This is a genomic window from Halovenus anhuiensis (genome assembly GCF_037080055.1).
GTDB lineage: Archaea > Halobacteriota > Halobacteria > Halobacteriales > Haloarculaceae > Halovenus.
This window is the reverse complement of record NZ_JBAOJI010000002.1, coordinates 14,090-30,220: the sequence shown is the minus strand read 5'-3', so window position 1 is coordinate 30,220 and position 16,131 is coordinate 14,090. Positions and strand designations below refer to the sequence as shown.

Genomic DNA, 16,131 nt, shown 5'->3' with positions numbered 1-16,131 from the left:
ACAAACTGGACGAAAGATCATTACATTTATTACCACCAACTCCATTCGTTGGAGTAGGACCTTCATGATGAACCATGAAGGACCGGATCGAACCATGTACGAGCACTTCACAGATGCCGAGAACACGGGAGCCCCGATGGTCCCGATGGTCGAAGAGCCAGAAAATATTGCAACCGACGGCGGCCGAACTGCCGAACTCGAAGAGGTAGTGCTGAGCCACCGTCTCCAGGAGTAAGGTCACTGATTACTGCGCTGTTTTCATTCGCCAGCTAGCCGCTGTACACTCTCGCTGATCTCCCGGACTTTCGTGGCCTGTTTTTCGTTCGCGTCGGCCACGTCCTCGATCTCTGCGGCAGCCTGTTCTGCCTGTTCGACCAGTTCGTCGACCATACCGGCGACCTCTTCGCTGGAAGCCGCTTGATCGTCCGTCGCTTCGGACACCTCCCGGATCCCCTGTGAGGTTTCTTCGACGGCGCTTGCGATCTCTTTGAGTGACGCGACCGTTTCTCTGACCTGGTCGACGCCGCGGTCGATCTCTTCGGTAGTCGTCTCGAGATTTTTGACCGTCTCGTCGGTGTCCGTTTTGATATCGTCGACCATCTGCTCGATTTCGCTGGCGTGTTGCTGGGACTTCTCGGCCAGTTGCTTCACTTCGTCTGCGACGACGGCGAACCCGTCGCCAGCCTCACCTGCACGGGCGGCCTCGATCGAGGCGTTGAGCGCGAGCATGTTCGTCTGCTCGGCGATGTCGTCGATCACCTCGACGATGTCGTCGATCTGTTCGACGCGCTCCTGAAGCTGATCGACATCCCTAGCGACCTCTTCCGAGGAGGCGTTGACCGCCTCCATTACCTCGATGGCCTCGTCAGCCGCTTCGCGCCCTTCGGTTGCCAGTTGTTCGGCCCTGTCACTGGTCGCTGCGACCTCTTCGGCCGTCGAGGCAATCTCCTCGACCGTCGCGGACATATCCGCCACCTCGGCAGAGACATCCTGCATTGACTCGGCCTGTGACTGAGCCAGGCCACTGATGTGTTCGGCCGCTTCCGCGGTCTCCTCGGTCGTCTTTTCTGTCTCTGCGACAGCCTTCTCGACCTCGGTAGCGACCTCTTCCTGGCGGTCGAGTTCTTTCTGCAGCTCCTGGCTGTAGGAGTGGATGTACGTGTCGGTCACGACCTGCATGTCGAGGTTGATGATACGGAGAATCGAGAGCAGATCCTCGATCGCCTCGTCGACTTCCTCCTCGATTGCCGCCTCGACAGTACCGGACGTGAGGCCGCTCGCGCCACCCGATTGACCAGCGGTGTCAGTACCGCCGTCAGTCACAGCGCCAGTGACGCGCTCGGTGAGCGACTCGGTCAGTTTGTCGCCGACAAGCGGGAGGATCAGATCGTAGTAGACCCCATACTGGCCGAGGTACTGTTTCATCGGCATCTCCAGCAGGTCGTGAATCTTGCCGATGCGAGCACGGTTGCGGAAGTACTCGCGGCCGTACTCTCCCTGCGCTAGCGTGACCAGATACGCCGATTGCGTACGCTTGAGTTGCTCGACGGCTTTCGACGAGCGCCCGATCACTTCGACAGTCTCCTCGTACTCGGTCAGGTTGTCGTAGAAGTCGTCTGCCACCTCCTCGGCGTGGGCGGCAAACACATCTTGATAGCGCTCCAGACGCTGCGTATCTGTCTGGTCGAAGTCGACGAACTCCTTTCGCCACTGTATCTCTCCGCGATCGAGACCGATGTCGTCGAGCAGTCTCTCTGCGTCGAGTTGATCGTTGAGCCCGCCCTGTCCGAAATCAGCGATGCCGTACTCCCCTGAATCCATAGTCCCGTAGACTGTTACTGTATTATAAAGTACATACTAGTGTTCTCTGATGTCCAAACATGTTCAAAAGAAATATTAATGAAGAAAAATCTGCCCAAAGATATAGAACTATTCTTTTTACTCGATAGGTCTACAATCCTTCGTACCGGGCGCAAAAATTCTACATATTCGTACGGTTGTTAGCACAGCCTGCGCGGTTTCCCGGGTCGTTATCCGGGCCAAAACGAGTTCCCCGCCCACCGACCACTGTCCGGGGCACACCAGTTCCGAGCATCGAAGTCACCGGAACCGACGAGGCTATCAGTTGTGCGCTGGTGTCCCTTCATATGAGCGAAGCGACTCATCGCGCGGCGGTCGCCGAGCGGGCCGCACGCGCCGGCGGCGTCGTCGCCGAGGAAGCGTTCCGGGGCGACCTCACCATCGAGGCCAAGGAGAGTCCGACCGATGTCGTCTCGAATGCCGACCGCGAGGCCCAGCAACAGGTGGTAGCGACAATTGCCCAGGAGTTCCCGACGGCGACGGTCGTCTGTGAGGAAGACGCCCCTCCGGTCGGGGCCGAGGGGATCGAAGTCGCCGAGTCCGTCCCCGGCAGCGGACCGGCGTGGGTCATCGACCCCATCGACGGCACGGCGAATTTCGTCCGGGAGATCGGTTTCTGGGCGACCAGCGTCGCCGCCGTCGTCGACGGCGAACCGGTGGCGGGGGCGAGCGCGATGCCGGCGACCAACGACATCTACACCGCCGGCCCGGAGAGTGTCTCCCGTAACGACGAGCCCATGGCCGTCAGCGAGCGCGACGACCTCGCCGAGTTCGCCATCGGGACGACCGGGCGCTGGTCGACCAGCGATCCCACCACACCGACCGCCATCGTCCGCGAAGTCAGCGAACGCTTCGGAGACAGCCGCCGATTCGGCTGTATTCAGGGGCTGCTCGCGCTGGTCGCCGCCGGTGGGATGGACGGAGCGATCATGCCCGACCCGCCGAACGCCTGGGACTCGCTGGCCGGCGTTCATCTCGTTCGGCGAGCGGGCGGCCGCGCGACGACGCTGTCCGGCGACCGGTTTACCGACGGAGACGAGAATCTGATCGTCTCGAACGACACGCGTCACGACGCCGTCCTCGACGCCGCTCGGGCCGCTCTCTTGGATTTGGAGTGATCGCCGAGCGCCTGTGTGCCTTCCTCACAGGAGACCGGAATCCTCAATTGGGTTGGCCTCCGCCTGTCAGGTATGGAACTGCTGGACCGGTATGGAATCAGTCCGGAGGTGGCCTGGCTCACCTCGCTGGTCGTCGGCGTACTCACGGTTGCCGGCGCGGCGGTCGTCTTCACTGAGCGTATTTACTACGGCTTTCTCTGGCGGTACTTCTGGGGCCCGGTCGCGGCCGACTCAGAAGGGGCAGCCTGTCTCGTCTACCAGCGTGACAGCGGCGAAATCGTCTCGCGAGCCAGCGCAGAGAGCTGTGCGGCCGCACAGAATGCTTTCGTCGCCGAACCCGGCTACACCGTCGTTTCGACGATCAGCTACATCCTCATTCTCGTCTTCATGCTCGGGGGGGTCTATCTCGTACTGGATCGGTTCGACCTCTCGCCGTACGACCGGTTCCTCTACGCGCTGATCCCGTTCATGCTCTTTGGCGGCGTGTTCCGAGTCGTCGAGGATTCGTTCGTCGCCGCACAGACCGCCGGCGAAACCCCAGCTATCGAATTCCCGGCTAGCGCACTGCTCATCAGCCCGTTCATCTACTTCACCGTCTTCTTCATCGCGCTCGCGTCACTGCTGATCAGCAAGTATCTCGCCAGCGCCGACCTCACGGAGACGTTCTACTATCCCCTCGCTGTCGCCGGAACCGGCTGTCTCGCCGGCTCTTTCGCCTATCTCAGCTATCTCTCTCTCACCAACGAGTGGATGACGCTGCACCCGAGTATTCTCGTCGTCGTCCTTGGTATCGCCACAGCGTCGGCAGTTGTCACCTACTTCGGCGTCGACCGCTTCCGGCCCGAGATCAACGCCGGCACCGGTCTCATGGGTCTGGTCGTCATCTGGGGCCACGCCATCGACGGCATCGCGAACGTGCTGGCAAACGACTGGACGCAGGTCTGGAATCTCGGTGATTACGGCGCGAAACACCCGTTCAATCAGTTCATCATGGACGCGACCAGCGCCATCCAGGGCGGCCCCGAGATTGCGGGCTTGTACGTCGGCACTGCCTGGCCGTTCTTCCTGGTCAAACTGGCTGTTCCGGTGTTGATCCTCGCAGTCTTCGACGAACAGTTCTTCGACGAGAGTCCCCGCTTTGCGATCATGCTGCTCGGTGCGATCATCGCAGTCGGACTCGGCCCCGGAACGCGGGACATGGTCCGGGTCGCCTTCGGTATCTAAGGGAACGGCTGGTGGTCGCGGTCCAGTCGTGCCTCGAAGCCGAGTGCTTCGGGGACGGTTCTCGCTCGCTCGCCGAAATAGGGTTCTCCGAAGGTGAGCGGCTGTGCCGCCGGGACGACCGCCCGGACGGCCTCGAAGCCCAACGCCTCGGCATCTCGGGTCGTCAGCCGTGTCGCGTAGGCGTCGAGGCCAGCGTCGGTGAGCCGCTCCAGCACAGCGTCGAGTTCCCCCTCGCCTGACGGAACTGACTCCGGGCCGACCGACTCTGCCGGGACGGTCGTCTCCGGATCGACAAAGTCTCTCGCCGGGCCGGGATCGCTCGCGTACTGACCGATGGCACCCATCGCGTCGGCAGCCTCGTCGGAGCCCATTCCTCGAAGTTCCGTCCAGTTCTGCAGCGCTTCTGCGAGCGCGGACTCGGCGGCGGCGCGAACGTCCAGATCGGCCGCGGTTCCGAAGGCGAGTTTCGGCCACTCGTCGCCGGTCACCGCGGCGGCGACGACCGGCACGTCGACATCCTGTGTGAGCAGCAGCGTCTGGACCGAGTAGCCCTCCGAGTCGGCGCGTTTGATCATCGTCTCGTAATCGCCGCCGTCGATGGCCAGCCCCAGCGGCTCGAAACTGCTGTACCACGACAGCATCATCGCGTCCCGCTCGATCACCTCGTACAGCCCCGACAAAAGCGCCTCCACGGCGGCGTTGCCGAGTCCGAGGCCCGTCGTTACCGGCGAGTGGTACCGGTGTTCCGGTGGCGGATGGTAGACGAACTCCGCCGGCAGCAGTCGCTCCCCACCGCTTGTCAGTTCCTCACCGCGGACCCACTCGATGGGTGTCGAGGGATCGGGGTCGTCCTCGCAGACGAACGCACTCGGCGCGACGGCCTCCTCGATTGCTTCGGGAGCGCCGCGTTCCAGATCTGCCGTCCGGTAGATTCCGGCACAGTACCGTTCGAGTCCCTCACCCAGCGCTTTCATAAAGGCCGCATTCCATTCGGGGTCGACGCCGGCGGATTCTCGGGCGGCGCTCGCGTCGCTGAATCCCGCGGTATCACAGCTCTGTGCGAGATAGTACGGCACAGGAAACGACTCGATTTCGCCGACTTCCTGTACGATACCGATCAGGTCGTCGAGTCCTTGCTCTGCCCGCGCCAGCGAGTCTTCGACTTCCCGCTGTGCTGTGGAGCGTCCGAGACTTCCCTGCTCACGTGGATCGCAGACGCAGTTCGGCAGCGGGAGCAGGCGGCGCTGTTCGTACGGCAGCGTGATCACACGGCCGAAAATCTCCTCGCCGGCGAGATAGCGGGCGGCCTCCTGACCGGCGACCGCGCCAGCGAATCGGGCCGTTCGGTCTGCGGGCGCGCGCGAGTCGGGTTGTCGGTCCAGATTTGCCGTCACCCGACCGCTGAGACACTCGTAACAGGCCGACTCGGGGCCGAAACAGGAAACGGCGGCGTCGGTGACCGCGATGCCGCCGAGACCCCCGAGTTCGACCGCAATCCACGGTGTCTCCGTCTCCAGTGCTCGCTCGTTGGCCGCCGCGAAGACCGGTGCGCCGGCCGTCCCGATGACGACGGCGAGATCCATCGCGTCGAGTTCCTCTACGTCGATCTGTTCGGTCTCGGCGTCGACGAGCGCGGCCTGTACGGCGACGACTGCCGGCCCGGAGCCGATGATCCCGACTGTCATACAGGCAAGACGGCAAGTGGCCTAAAAAAGGCGCCGTCGACTATCCGCCCAACCCAGCCGGGGTGAGACCGATCAGAGTTTCCGCTCGGCCGCTTCGGCGACCTCTTCGATCGATGCGGATTCGAGTGAACTGTCCCCGAGCAGCAGGCGAAGGCGCGGTCGGCCGATATCGATCGGGACTTTCTCCGTGTCGATCAGCCCGGCGTCTTCGAGGAGATTCTTGTTCCGGGAGAAGGTGGCCTTGCTCGCCAGCCGAATATCCTCGCCCCAGCGGCTGATGTCGTAGAGCAACTCGCCGTTGTTCGCCGCCACGAGCAGTGAAATCGTCACCTCGTCCAGCCCCTCGCCGTCGCCTTTCGCTGTGTCGAGACTGTCGAGGATCCGGTCGAAATCCTCGACTGCTGCGGCACCGATGTTCGCTTCGAGCGTCTCCCGGACGTGCGACAGCGGTGGCGTGCGAAGCGAGAACTCCTCGGCGTCGTCCCATCGACGGGTGTACTCCTCGTAGGTGTCAGAGACGAACGACTCCTCGGTCGTTCTGAGTCCCGCTACGCCCTCGGCGCCCTGTACGAAGGAGAGCACGAACTCGTCGGTGACCAGAAGCGAGTGTCGCGGAACCGACGACAGCGTGCGAACCTCGAATACGTCCTCGTCGATCAGATCAGCAATTCCACTCGCGATAATGAAATCGTCGGTGAGTTCCTTTAACGGCTGCTTGTCCGCGAACAGTTTGATCCTCGGCAGTGATTTCTCGTTCCGATACATCTCGACGGCCGCCTGCATCGTCTCTGCGGTCGGATTGATTAGGAGCAACTCCCCCGTTTCCCCATCCAGTCCCGCGCCCAAGACTTCACGGTGTGTGTCGGCGTGAACATCTGACTGTTCCATCGTAGCATACTCTTTCGGACTATGCTACTTAATTTTGCTGGCCATACGGCTTAATTCACTGTACTGAGTCCTGTATTACTGTTTTTACTCCAGTACTAATACGGTCAATTACCATACCCACCATAACTTTGTAGGCCGCAGCGACCACCGTCGTCTGTCGGGGGCCACCAGGCTCGATTGTTCACACGTGAGAACAAACGCCGGACGGTTGGGGAAAGCGTTCATCTACTGACTGTGGTATTCAATGGTAGCAGGTGGTCAAGGAAGGAAAGTATTATATAGGTGTCAGTCATAGATATAGATAGAACAACAATGGTAGACTTCACACAGCCGGTCAAGACAACCTTCGAACTGCAGCGGAAATCACTCGAACAGAGCCAGCAGGCGCTCGAACAGACTGTCGACCTCCAGCAGCGAGTCGGCGAAGCGGCCATCGATGGGCTCGACACTTCCGAATCGGTCCAGCGAAGCGCCGTCGAACTCAACCAGGATCTGGTCCACAGCGTCCTCGACGCCATCGAGGCGAACGTCCCGGGCACCGAGGACACGCTGGTCGATCTGCGAGATAACCTCGACGAGCAGTACGACGCCTTGCTCGACAACCACGAAGAGCTGTTCGCCAACCTCACCGACGAGGTTGAGGACGGCGTCGCCAACGTCGACGAACTGAGCGAGGAGTACCTCGACGTGCTCGACGAGCAGCTCGACCTCCTGCTTGAGGCCCACGAGGAACTGGAAGGCCAGTCCGTCGAAGTCGTCGACGAACTCGGCGAGCAGGTCGAAGAGATCCAAGAGCAGGCCGAAGAGATCCAGAGTCAGGTCCAGGAAGCCTCCGAGCAGGCTGTCGAAGCCTAACTACGCGAGTATTTCCTCGACCCGTCGCGGCTCGCCCGAGAGGGCGGGATCCGATTCGACTATTTGCAGCACTTCGTGATCGGTCACATCCGGGTATTCTTTTTCGATCGCTTCTTCGATGAGCGTCTTTTCCAATCGGAATTCGGTTCCTTCGTAGACCACATCGACACCGTGTTCGTCGAAAGAAAGCGCCGTCATACGAGCCGGTAGGTGGCTGTCGAATAAAAATCTGCGTGCTCGGACACAACGCTCATTTCGCTGTCGCTGCTACTCGCTTCTGTGAGCATCGCGACCGAACGCATCGACCGCCTGCACGAGTTGGCCCGAGAGGCGGCTGCGGCCGGTGACGACGAGCGCGCCCGCCGGTACGTCCGCCGGGCCCGCCGCATCGCCGAGCGCAATCGGCTGCGGCTCCCCCGGCAGTTCGTCCGCTACACCTGTGATCGGTGCGACGCCTACCTCCGACCGGGGGCGAACGCCCGCGTTCGGTTGCGCGACGGCCACGTCGTCATCACCTGCGATTGCGGCGAACAGGAGCGATACCCCTACGACGGCCAGTGACTCCCACACATACTTGCCTACTTTTAACTACTTGACCGGCAAAACTCATATAGTATGAGTACGCGGAAACAGCGAATTCACAACCTCGATGTCACGCTCTGGGTCGGCAAGCGCGGCATCAGTGCGGTGACCGACGAACTGAACGACCAACTCGCCGATCAGGAGTTTGTCAAGATCAAATTCCACCGGGCGGCCCGGGCTGACGGTGACGCGGAGGAACTGGCGACCGAACTGGCCGAACAGACGAACGCGACTGTGGTCCAGACGCGCGGGCACACCGCGGTGCTAGAGCGGTGACGGCGGGCGTCGTCGCTTCCGTTGGCCCCGTTGCCGACCAACTCAGCCAGGCCAACGTCCCGTACGCCCAGACAATCGCCCAGATGGTCATTTTCGTCGCCGTCTTCCTCGTCCTGTATATTCTGGGTCAGTTGGCGATCGGCCCGCTGGTGACGCGAGCGATGCGCGCCCGCGGACTCGACGAACACGCCCGCAAGCCGCTCCAGAAACTCAAGAAGTTCCTGATCTTCGTAGTCGCGCTGTCGGTCGCCTTCGGGACGGCCGGCTTCGGGAATTTCTTGCAGGCTGTCGCCACGATTGCCGCGGCAGCGACGCTCGCTATCGGTTTTGCGCTGCAAGATGTAATCCGGAATTTTGTCGCCGGCATTTTTATTTACACGGACAAACCGTTCCGCATCGGTGACTGGATCGAGTGGGGCGACAACTCCGGTGTCGTCGAGGATATCAGCCTCCGTGTGACGCGGGTTCGGACCTTCGATAACGAACTGTTGACGGTCCCCAACGGCGTGTTGATGAGCGACGTGATCAAGAATCCGGTCGCCAAGGAAACGCTTCGGCTGAAGTTCCTCTTCGGCATCGGCTACGACGACGATATCGACAAAGCGACCGAAATTATCGTCGAAGAAGCCGAGAACCACGACGGCATCCTCGACGACCCCGCCCCTTCGGTCCGACTGGTCGAACTCGGCGACTCCTCGGTCGGCCTCCAGTCACGAATTTGGATCTCCGACCCGAGCCGTGCCGATTTCGTCAAAGTCCGCGGCGAGTACGTCACGGCGGTCAAAGAGCGATTCGACGAGGAGGACATCAACATCCCCTACCCGAACCGCACTATCGGTGGCGGTCTCGACCTCAACACCGTCGAACCCATCGCGGAACCGGCCGAGGACTGAATCCGCGACGCCACCCGCTCCGACAGTCGTGTCGCTCACCGAGTTCGGCACAATCTGTCCAGCACTACTAAAAACTGTCTGTGTGTTGTAAAGTACGGCCGAAAATAATTTACCTTTTGTATAATATATGTACAGGAAATGGATTCGATTGAAGCACTCGCCGACCGATGGCGGCTGATCTACCGGACGCTTGAATCCGGGACCAGGCGGCAAGTCGTCGGGTCGTTGCTGGAGGCTGACCCGGAGCAATCCCTGCCGTTGCCGGAGGCTGCGAACTCTCCGGAGTACCGTCTCGACCCCGAACTACTCCGGACGAATCTGCTCCACGAACATCTCCCCATGATGGAAGCGCAGGGGTTCATCGAGTGGGGGACCGACCCATTCTGTGTGGCACGTGGACCGCGATTCGAGGAGGTGGCGAGTATTCTCCTCGCGGTCGATCAGTACGAGGAGATGCCAGATCACCTGATCGAGGGCTGTTATTTCCACGGCAAGTCGTCGGTGAAATCATGACACGTCGCCACGAAATTCTCACGACCGTCGTCGGGGCAATCGCAGAGACTGAAGAGTGTGCGCCCCACGAACTCGAATACACGCTGTATGATCACATCGAGACCGGTGCCTTGCTGACACTCGTCACCTCAGAACAGGACGACTGGGAGCTCACCTTCGAGGTGCCCGATCATACTGTGACAATTCATGGTGGCGGCCGGATTGTCGTCGACGACATCCTCTGTCGCGAACTGGACAGCCAACTCCAACAGATTTCGTAGCCGACAGCTACTCCTCGATAATCCGCCCGGCTTCTAGCCCCTTCGCGCGTTCGACGTAGAACTCCGCGGCCTGGAAGATCATGCTGTCTTCGGGCAGATCTTCCTTGATCGTCTCGGCTGGCGACCCCCCAGCCATCGTGTAGGACGGAATCGTCTGCTCTTCCATGACGAATGCTTTGGCGCCGACGGCGCTGTACGGTTCGAGCACGGCGTCGTCCAGTACTGTGGCGTGCATCCCGACAAGCGAGTGCTCGCCGACGGTGGCGTTGTGGACGATGGCGTTGTGTCCGACCGCAGCGTTCTCTTCGAGAACGACCTGATTGGTCGGTTCGTCGGCGTGAATCGTCACGTTATCCTGGACGTTAGCCTTCGCTTCGAGGATGATCTCCCCGCCGTCGCCGCGCAGCACGGCACCCGGAAGGATGGTCGCGTCCTCGCGAATCTTCACGTCGCCGATGATCGTCGCCTGTGGATCGACGTACGCTGAGTCTGCAATCTCCGGTTCCTTGTCTTCGTAACCTCGGATCATGCCGTAATCCTCGCGGGCGTCGGTCAAAAAGCCCACCCTGACTACATCCGCTCGATTTCGTGCCGACCGAAGCCGTACCGCAGGCGGTTGGCGAGACGACGGGAGAGTCGACCTTCGCCGTCGCCGGTCGACCGACTGGCGAACCGCTCCGAGAGTGCCTGATAGATCAGTGGCAGCGGCACCTCTTGTTCGAGACTCTCCTGGACAGTCCACGTCCCCGTCGATCCGCCGGCGATGTGATCCGCCACGTCGCCGAGATCGTTGCCCTCCTCGCGGAAGGCCTCCTCGCAGAGATCGAGCAGCCACGACCGAATCACCGCACCGTTGGTCCAGGTGCGAGCGACCGATTCGAGATCCAGATCGTACCGGCCGTTGTGCAGCAACTCGAATCCCTCGCCGTAGGCCTGCATCAGTGCGTACTCGACGCCGTTGTGGACCATCTTCACGTAGTGACCGGAGCCGCTGGCTCCCATCCGGTTGTGACCGTCTGGGCCGGTCGCGACGGCATCGAAGACGGGTGTACACTCCTCGTAGGCCCACTCCGGTCCGCCGATCATCAGCGAGAAGCCGAGTTCAGCGCCCGCCGGACCGCCGCTTGTCCCGCAGTCGAGATAGGCGGCCTCGGTCGATTCTGCCCGCCGGACGGAGTCCTCGAAGTAGGAGTTTCCGCCGTCGATGACGATGTCCTCGTCATCGAGATACTCGTCGAGATCATCCAGCGCCATATCAACCGGCTCTCCTGCCGGCACCATCAGCCAGATGCGTTTCTGTTCGCCCAGTTTTTCGGCGAGTTCGTCCAGCGTCTCCGCCGGTTGTGCGCCCGCTTCTGCCATCTCGTCGATTGCGTCGGCGTCGACATCGTAGGCGACCACGTCGTGGCCGGCGTCGAGACACCGGTCGGCGACGATCTGACCCATTCGGCCGAGTCCGACAATACCGAGTTCCATATGCTGAGATGATCTGGCGGGCACGTAGTGATTGCGCTTTCAGGTCATCTGTTCTTCACGGATCGCGCTGAGAATCTCCGAGCGTCGCTTCTTGACGATCTTTGCGGCCTCCTGCAGGTACTCGTCCGACTCCTCGTCGTCCTCGTACTCCTCGTCGAGGTAGTGCTCCATCTCCACCATCATCGCGCCCAGTGCGAACCCGACGACGGCCTCGTCGTCGCCGGGATCGATGTCGGCCTGTGCCAGCCACTCCGCCTGAAAGTGATCGATGTGCTCGATCAGTCCGTCCAGTTCGTTCTCGACGTGGCCTCTGAGTTCGTCCGGAAGGTCGATGTCCATCATTGCACGAAACATCGACCCCCGGCCGCTTAAGGGCTCAGTTCGGCCACGTGGCTTTATGAGCTCTTCCCGATACTGGTCTCATGCACAGGCGAACGCTCGTTGCGGCGACGGGAACGGTCCTCTCGGCCGGTTGTCTCACCGTCTTCGAGGAAGGTCAGGAAACCATCGAGACGACCCACATCGACGAACGGGTTACGGAATCGGAATCGTTCTTCTTCGAGGTGGCGGAGGGCGCAGAGGCGGAGATCATCGTTCGACTCGAAGAGTCAGGCTCCGCGACGGTCGACCTCTCTCGACGGTGAGACGACCTACGTGCTCGCAATCGGGACCACCGAGACGACCGCACAGGTTACCGTCCGGTCGGTCGAGTGAGCCTCCTCTCGGACATGTCATTCAAAACACTGTCTCTCCTAGTGCGAATATGATCAAGAGTTTCCGCGTGGGGACGGTCTACGGGATCCCCTTCCGATTGGACGTGACCTTTCTGGCCGTCCTCCCGGTGTTCGCGTGGCTGCTCGGCAGGCAGATCGGTGAGGTCGTGACTGTCCTCAATCGCCTGTTCGGGACGACGCTCGATCCGGCGGTGTTGACGGCGGGTCCCCGCCCGTTTCTGCTCGGGTTGACGGCCGTCGTTGCGGTTTTCGGCTGCGTGACGCTGCACGAACTGGGCCATTCGGTCGTGGCGATCCACCACGGCTACGAGGTCGAATCAATCACGCTGTGGCTGCTCGGCGGTATCGCCAAGCCGGCCGAACGGCCCCAAAACTGGCTGCACGAACTCCAAATTGCCGTCGCCGGACCGGCAGTCAACGTCGCTATCGCCGCTGGCTGTGCGGTCGTCCTTGCGGTCGCGCCGCTCGGGGAGATCGGTCGCTTCCTGCTGTTGTATCTGGCCCTGCTCAACGTCGGCCTCGCCGCGTTCAACATGCTCCCTGCGTTCCCGCTCGACGGCGGGCGGGTGCTGCGGGCACTGTTGGCGCGCAACCGTTCGCGTCTGGAATCGACTCGCATCGCCGCGAGCGTCGGCAAGGGCCTGGCGCTGGTCCTCGGCATCGTCGGCCTGTTCGCGTTCAATTTCGTGCTCGTCGGGGTCGCGCTGTTCGTCTACATCGCCGCCACTTCCGAGAGCCGCCAGATGATGCTCGGCGCCGCCTTCGAGGGACTGTCGATCGAGGACGTGATGACGCCAGCCGCGGAACTCACGACCGTCGACGCCAGAACTGACCTCACCGAACTGCTCGACGTGATGCTCGACCACCGACACACCGGCTATCCGGTCCTCGACGGGGAGGAGTTCGTCGGCGTCGTCACGCTCGCGGATGTCCGCGAGAGTCAGTCTGGCCCCGCCACCGTCGCCGACGCGATGACCCCCCGCGACCAGTTGACGATGATCGCCCCCGACAGCGATGTCATGGACGCGTTTCGAGAGATCAGTTCCGCCGAAGTCGGCCGACTCCCGGTCGTAGAGGACGGTCGACTGTGCGGGCTCGTCACCCGGACAGATCTGATGCGGGCGTTCCGGATCGTCACCGAACGCCAGCGCTTCGAGGAAGGGATTGATGAGCAACCAGTGAGACTCCCGACCCGCCCGGAATGACCGCTCGGCGTCTCAGCGGCCGATTACCGCCGCGGCGAAGCCTGCGACGACGCCGAGAAATCCCGCACCGACGGCCAGCACGGCGAGTTCCGCCCCGGTGAGATCGACTCCTCGCGTCTGTCCGAACAGATCGTTCAGGACGACCTGTTCGATCACGACGATTGCAGCAGATCCGACGACGGCGTACCAGATGTACCGACGAATTTTCTTGACTGCGCCGAGATCGACCGTCTCCTTCTCGCCGAACTCGTAGCTTTGCGCGTCCGGGTGCTCGTCGCCGATCAGGACCTCCCAGAGCGCCCGCCCGCCCGGACTCGTAGCTCCGAACCTGACGAGTCCGACAAGCGAGAGCAACCCGACCGTTGCCGGGACGGAGTTGTCCCACCAGACCGAGCGGGCGTTTGACGGTTCGCGCAGCAAGACGAGCAGACAGCCAGCGACCGTCACAATTGGAATCGAGAGCAGAAACCACAGCGCGATGAGAGTCCCGGTGAATCCGCCGGGCGAGAGCAGGAACCGAATCGCGATGATCAGGAGTCCGGCCCCGAAGACCGACTGCAACCGTCGTCTGACCGCAGCGAGTTCCGCACCCGAGCGCCACCTGTCCAACAGTGGATCGGCCATCTCGTGGACCCGCTGCTGGTCGAGGGTGCCATCCCCGGAGACGACTGAATCGGACCGTTCGCGTTCCCGACGGGTGCGCTGCTGACTCATTGACCACTCCTACTAAGCGTTGACACAAAGGAGCTACGCCCCGAGCCCGGGTGCTTTTTGCCCGGTCTCCCCGTAGGCCCGTCAGATGGAGTACGCCGAACTCGTCGGAGTCTACGACCGACTGGCCGACACCGACTCGAACCACGAGAAACGCGACATCCTCGCCGAGACCTTCGCCGAAGCCGGGGAGTTACTCCCCATCGTTGTCAAACTCGTCCGCGGACGCCTCTTTGCAGCCCACCAGCGCGAGGAACTCGGCGTCTCCTCCTCGCTCACGCTCGAAGCGATCAGTAAATCGACGGGTGTCGCCGAATCTGATCTCCGTGATCAGTGGCGCGAGACCGGCGACCTCGGCGATGTCGCCGCCTGGGCCGTCGACAACCAAACCCAGCAGACGCTCTTTTCGGACTCGCTGACCGTCGAGCGCGTCCACGACGTGCTCCGAGAAATAACTACCTTCGAAGGAGACGGGAGCCAGCAGCGCCGGATCGGCGAGATTGCCGGCCTCCTCGCCGACGCCGATCCCAACGAGGCCCGGTACATTGTCAGGACTGCGCTGGGGCACATGCGGGTTGGTATCGGTGAGGGAACGATCCGGGATGCGATCGCGGTCGCCTTCCTCGATGGGAGTGACGAGGCAATCGATGCGGTCGAGCGGGCCTATCAGGTCACCAACGACTACCGCGTCGTCGCTCGCACCGCCCGCGACGAGGGTCGATCCGGACTCGCTGACCTCGATATCGAACTCTTCAGACCTGTTCAGGTGATGCTCGCGGAGAAAGGCGAGTCGCTGGACGGGGCTCTCGCGGACGCGGTCGCCGACGGCGAGGCGATCTGTGAGGTCAAATACGACGGCGCTCGCGTTCAGATTCACAAGGATGGCGAGGAGATTCGCCTCTTTACGCGCCGCCTGGAAGACATCACCGAGCAGTTTCCGGACGTTGTTGCCGCTGTTCGGGCGGGAGTGACGGCCGAATCGGCCATCTTGGACGGCGAACTCGTCGGTTACACGCCCGAGACGGTCGAAAGCGACGCGCGCCGACCCGTTCCCTTCCAGCGGTTCTCTCAGCGGATCAAACGCGAGGACGGGGTCGAAGCGATGGCTCGTGAAGTTCCGGTCGTCGTCCACCTTTTCGACTGTCTGTACGACGGCGAGACGCTGATCGAGACGCCCTTCAGGACGCGCATGGAGCGCCTCGACGGCAGTTTCGAGGACGTGTCGGTGGCTCCCGACGAATTGCGGGCAGGCTTGGAACACTCCCGGACAGTCCAGGCAGCGGTCGAGGTTGGCGAGGAGGCGGAGACAGTCGAACCACCGGAAGCAGTCACAAAACTCTATCAGGACGCCCTCGATGCGGGCCACGAGGGGCTGATGATCAAAAATCCCGCGGCGACCTACCAGCCTGGGACTCGCGTCGGCCGAATGCTGAAGATCAAACCGACGATGGAGCCGCTGGATCTGGTCGTCTCCCGAGCGATTTACAGCGAGGGCCGCCGGAGTGACTGGCTCGGCCGCCTCTATCTCGCCTGCTACGACGAGAGCGCCGACGAATTTCGAGAGGTTGGCCGGCTCTCGACGGGCTACACCGACGAGGAACTCGACGATCTGACCGACCGACTCGAAGAGCTAATCGTCTCACAGGACGGCCGAGCAGTCGAACTCCGCCCGGAGGTCGTCCTCGAAGTCGAGTACGAGGAGATCCAGGAGTCCGAGGAGTACGATTCGGGCTACGCACTGCGATTCCCGCGATTTCTCCGCCGTCGAGAGACGCTCGATCCAGACGACGCCGACACGCTCGATCGCGTCGAACGACTGTACGACGAGCAGTAAGATACTTTCTGCCCCCA

Annotated in this window: 20 protein-coding genes; 12 read left to right on the top strand and 8 right to left on the bottom strand. The window is 62.0% G+C overall.

Annotation, left to right across the window (positions count from 1 at the left end):
* Window positions 1-64: 64 nt before the first annotated feature.
* A complete protein-coding gene (locus V8P86_RS05980; RefSeq protein WP_336326342.1) occupies window positions 65-235 on the top strand; it encodes a hypothetical protein in 171 nt (56 codons plus the stop codon).
* Between the two features lie 23 nt (window positions 236-258).
* On the opposite strand, the gene V8P86_RS05975 is transcribed toward V8P86_RS05980, so the two are convergent.
* Window positions 259-1,821 carry a globin-coupled sensor protein gene (locus tag V8P86_RS05975; RefSeq protein WP_336326341.1) on the bottom strand — a complete coding sequence of 521 codons (1,563 nt, stop codon included), beginning with the start codon at window positions 1,819-1,821 and terminating at the stop codon, window positions 259-261.
* A 326-nt stretch (window positions 1,822-2,147) separates the two neighbouring features.
* Here V8P86_RS05975 and V8P86_RS05970 point away from each other — a divergent pair, with 326 nt between their 5' ends.
* Both V8P86_RS05970 and V8P86_RS05965 read left to right on the top strand, forming a co-directional pair.
* The gene (locus tag V8P86_RS05970; protein ID WP_336326340.1) at window positions 2,148-2,978 is read left to right on the top strand and encodes an inositol monophosphatase family protein; all 831 of its coding nucleotides are present in this window, start codon (window positions 2,148-2,150) and stop codon (window positions 2,976-2,978) included.
* Between the two features lie 72 nt (window positions 2,979-3,050).
* Window positions 3,051-4,202: a DUF63 family protein gene (locus V8P86_RS05965; RefSeq protein WP_336326339.1), complete on the top strand. Its 1,152-nt coding sequence runs from the start codon at window positions 3,051-3,053 to the stop codon at window positions 4,200-4,202.
* Here the strand turns inward: V8P86_RS05965 and V8P86_RS05960 are convergent.
* On the bottom strand, window positions 4,199-5,887 hold the full coding sequence (locus V8P86_RS05960) for a YcaO-like family protein (protein WP_336326338.1): 1,689 nt from the start codon (window positions 5,885-5,887) through the stop codon (window positions 4,199-4,201). The two genes, V8P86_RS05965 and V8P86_RS05960, sit on opposite strands and share 4 nt — an antisense overlap.
* Before the next feature lie 72 nt (window positions 5,888-5,959).
* Window positions 5,960-6,775, bottom strand: coding sequence for a transcriptional regulator TbsP (gene tbsP / locus V8P86_RS05955; RefSeq protein WP_336326337.1), 816 nt, complete (start codon window positions 6,773-6,775; stop codon window positions 5,960-5,962).
* 312 nt (window positions 6,776-7,087) lie between these two features.
* On the opposite strand from tbsP, the gene V8P86_RS05950 reads away from it, so the two are divergent.
* Window positions 7,088-7,630, top strand: a complete 543-nt coding sequence (locus tag V8P86_RS05950) for a hypothetical protein (protein WP_336326336.1) — start codon at window positions 7,088-7,090, stop codon at window positions 7,628-7,630.
* Here the strand turns inward: V8P86_RS05950 and V8P86_RS05945 are convergent, their stop codons facing one another.
* The gene (locus V8P86_RS05945) at window positions 7,631-7,828 is read right to left on the bottom strand and encodes a DUF5800 family protein (protein WP_336326335.1); all 198 of its coding nucleotides are present in this window, start codon (window positions 7,826-7,828) and stop codon (window positions 7,631-7,633) included.
* Between the two features lie 81 nt (window positions 7,829-7,909).
* On the opposite strand from V8P86_RS05945, the gene V8P86_RS05940 reads away from it, so the two are divergent.
* From V8P86_RS05940 to V8P86_RS05920, 5 genes are all read left to right on the top strand, one after another.
* Window positions 7,910-8,191 carry a ribonuclease P protein component 4 gene (locus V8P86_RS05940; protein ID WP_336326334.1) on the top strand — a complete coding sequence of 94 codons (282 nt, stop codon included), beginning with the start codon at window positions 7,910-7,912 and terminating at the stop codon, window positions 8,189-8,191.
* Between the two features lie 54 nt (window positions 8,192-8,245).
* Entirely contained in the window at window positions 8,246-8,488 is a 243-nt protein-coding gene (locus V8P86_RS05935) for a YhbY family RNA-binding protein (protein ID WP_336326333.1), read from the top strand.
* Window positions 8,485-9,381 (top strand): mechanosensitive ion channel family protein, encoded by an 897-nt coding sequence (locus tag V8P86_RS05930; protein ID WP_442909368.1) that lies wholly within the window; start codon window positions 8,485-8,487, stop codon window positions 9,379-9,381. The genes V8P86_RS05935 and V8P86_RS05930 overlap by 4 nt, the downstream gene beginning before the upstream one ends.
* A 138-nt stretch (window positions 9,382-9,519) precedes the next feature.
* On the top strand, window positions 9,520-9,894 hold the full coding sequence (locus tag V8P86_RS05925) for a hypothetical protein (protein ID WP_336326332.1): 375 nt from the start codon (window positions 9,520-9,522) through the stop codon (window positions 9,892-9,894).
* A complete protein-coding gene (locus tag V8P86_RS05920; RefSeq protein ID WP_336326331.1) occupies window positions 9,891-10,154 on the top strand; it encodes a HalOD1 output domain-containing protein in 264 nt (87 codons plus the stop codon). Before V8P86_RS05925 ends, V8P86_RS05920 begins: the two co-directional genes overlap by 4 nt.
* Window positions 10,155-10,161: 7 nt before the next feature.
* On the opposite strand, the gene V8P86_RS05915 is transcribed toward V8P86_RS05920, so the two are convergent.
* The 3 genes from V8P86_RS05915 to V8P86_RS05905 are packed head-to-tail and all read right to left on the bottom strand — an operon-like array spanning window position 10,162 to window position 11,972.
* Window positions 10,162-10,683, bottom strand: a complete 522-nt coding sequence (locus V8P86_RS05915) for a gamma carbonic anhydrase family protein (protein WP_336326330.1) — start codon at window positions 10,681-10,683, stop codon at window positions 10,162-10,164.
* Window positions 10,684-10,724: 41 nt separating this feature from the next.
* Window positions 10,725-11,654, bottom strand: a complete 930-nt coding sequence (gene gnd / locus V8P86_RS05910) for a phosphogluconate dehydrogenase (NAD(+)-dependent, decarboxylating) (RefSeq protein ID WP_336326329.1) — start codon at window positions 11,652-11,654, stop codon at window positions 10,725-10,727.
* A 15-nt stretch (window positions 11,655-11,669) separates the two neighbouring features.
* Complete coding sequence (locus V8P86_RS05905; protein ID WP_336326328.1) at window positions 11,670-11,972, bottom strand: hypothetical protein; 303 nt, start codon at window positions 11,970-11,972, stop codon at window positions 11,670-11,672.
* A gap of 80 nt (window positions 11,973-12,052) precedes the next feature.
* Between V8P86_RS05905 and V8P86_RS05900 the strand changes: the two genes are divergently transcribed.
* Both V8P86_RS05900 and V8P86_RS05895 read left to right on the top strand, forming a co-directional pair.
* Window positions 12,053-12,274 (top strand): hypothetical protein, encoded by a 222-nt coding sequence (locus V8P86_RS05900; protein WP_336326327.1) that lies wholly within the window; start codon window positions 12,053-12,055, stop codon window positions 12,272-12,274.
* Window positions 12,275-12,393: 119 nt separating this feature from the next.
* Entirely contained in the window at window positions 12,394-13,569 is a 1,176-nt protein-coding gene (locus V8P86_RS05895; RefSeq protein WP_336326326.1) for a site-2 protease family protein, read from the top strand.
* A gap of 12 nt (window positions 13,570-13,581) precedes the next feature.
* Here the strand turns inward: V8P86_RS05895 and V8P86_RS05890 are convergent, their stop codons facing one another.
* The gene (locus V8P86_RS05890; RefSeq protein ID WP_336326325.1) at window positions 13,582-14,283 is read right to left on the bottom strand and encodes a hypothetical protein; all 702 of its coding nucleotides are present in this window, start codon (window positions 14,281-14,283) and stop codon (window positions 13,582-13,584) included.
* Between the two features lie 85 nt (window positions 14,284-14,368).
* Here V8P86_RS05890 and V8P86_RS05885 point away from each other — a divergent pair, with 85 nt between their 5' ends.
* Window positions 14,369-16,114, top strand: a complete 1,746-nt coding sequence (locus V8P86_RS05885) for an ATP-dependent DNA ligase (RefSeq protein ID WP_336326324.1) — start codon at window positions 14,369-14,371, stop codon at window positions 16,112-16,114.
* The last annotated feature ends 17 nt before the right edge of the window (window positions 16,115-16,131 follow it).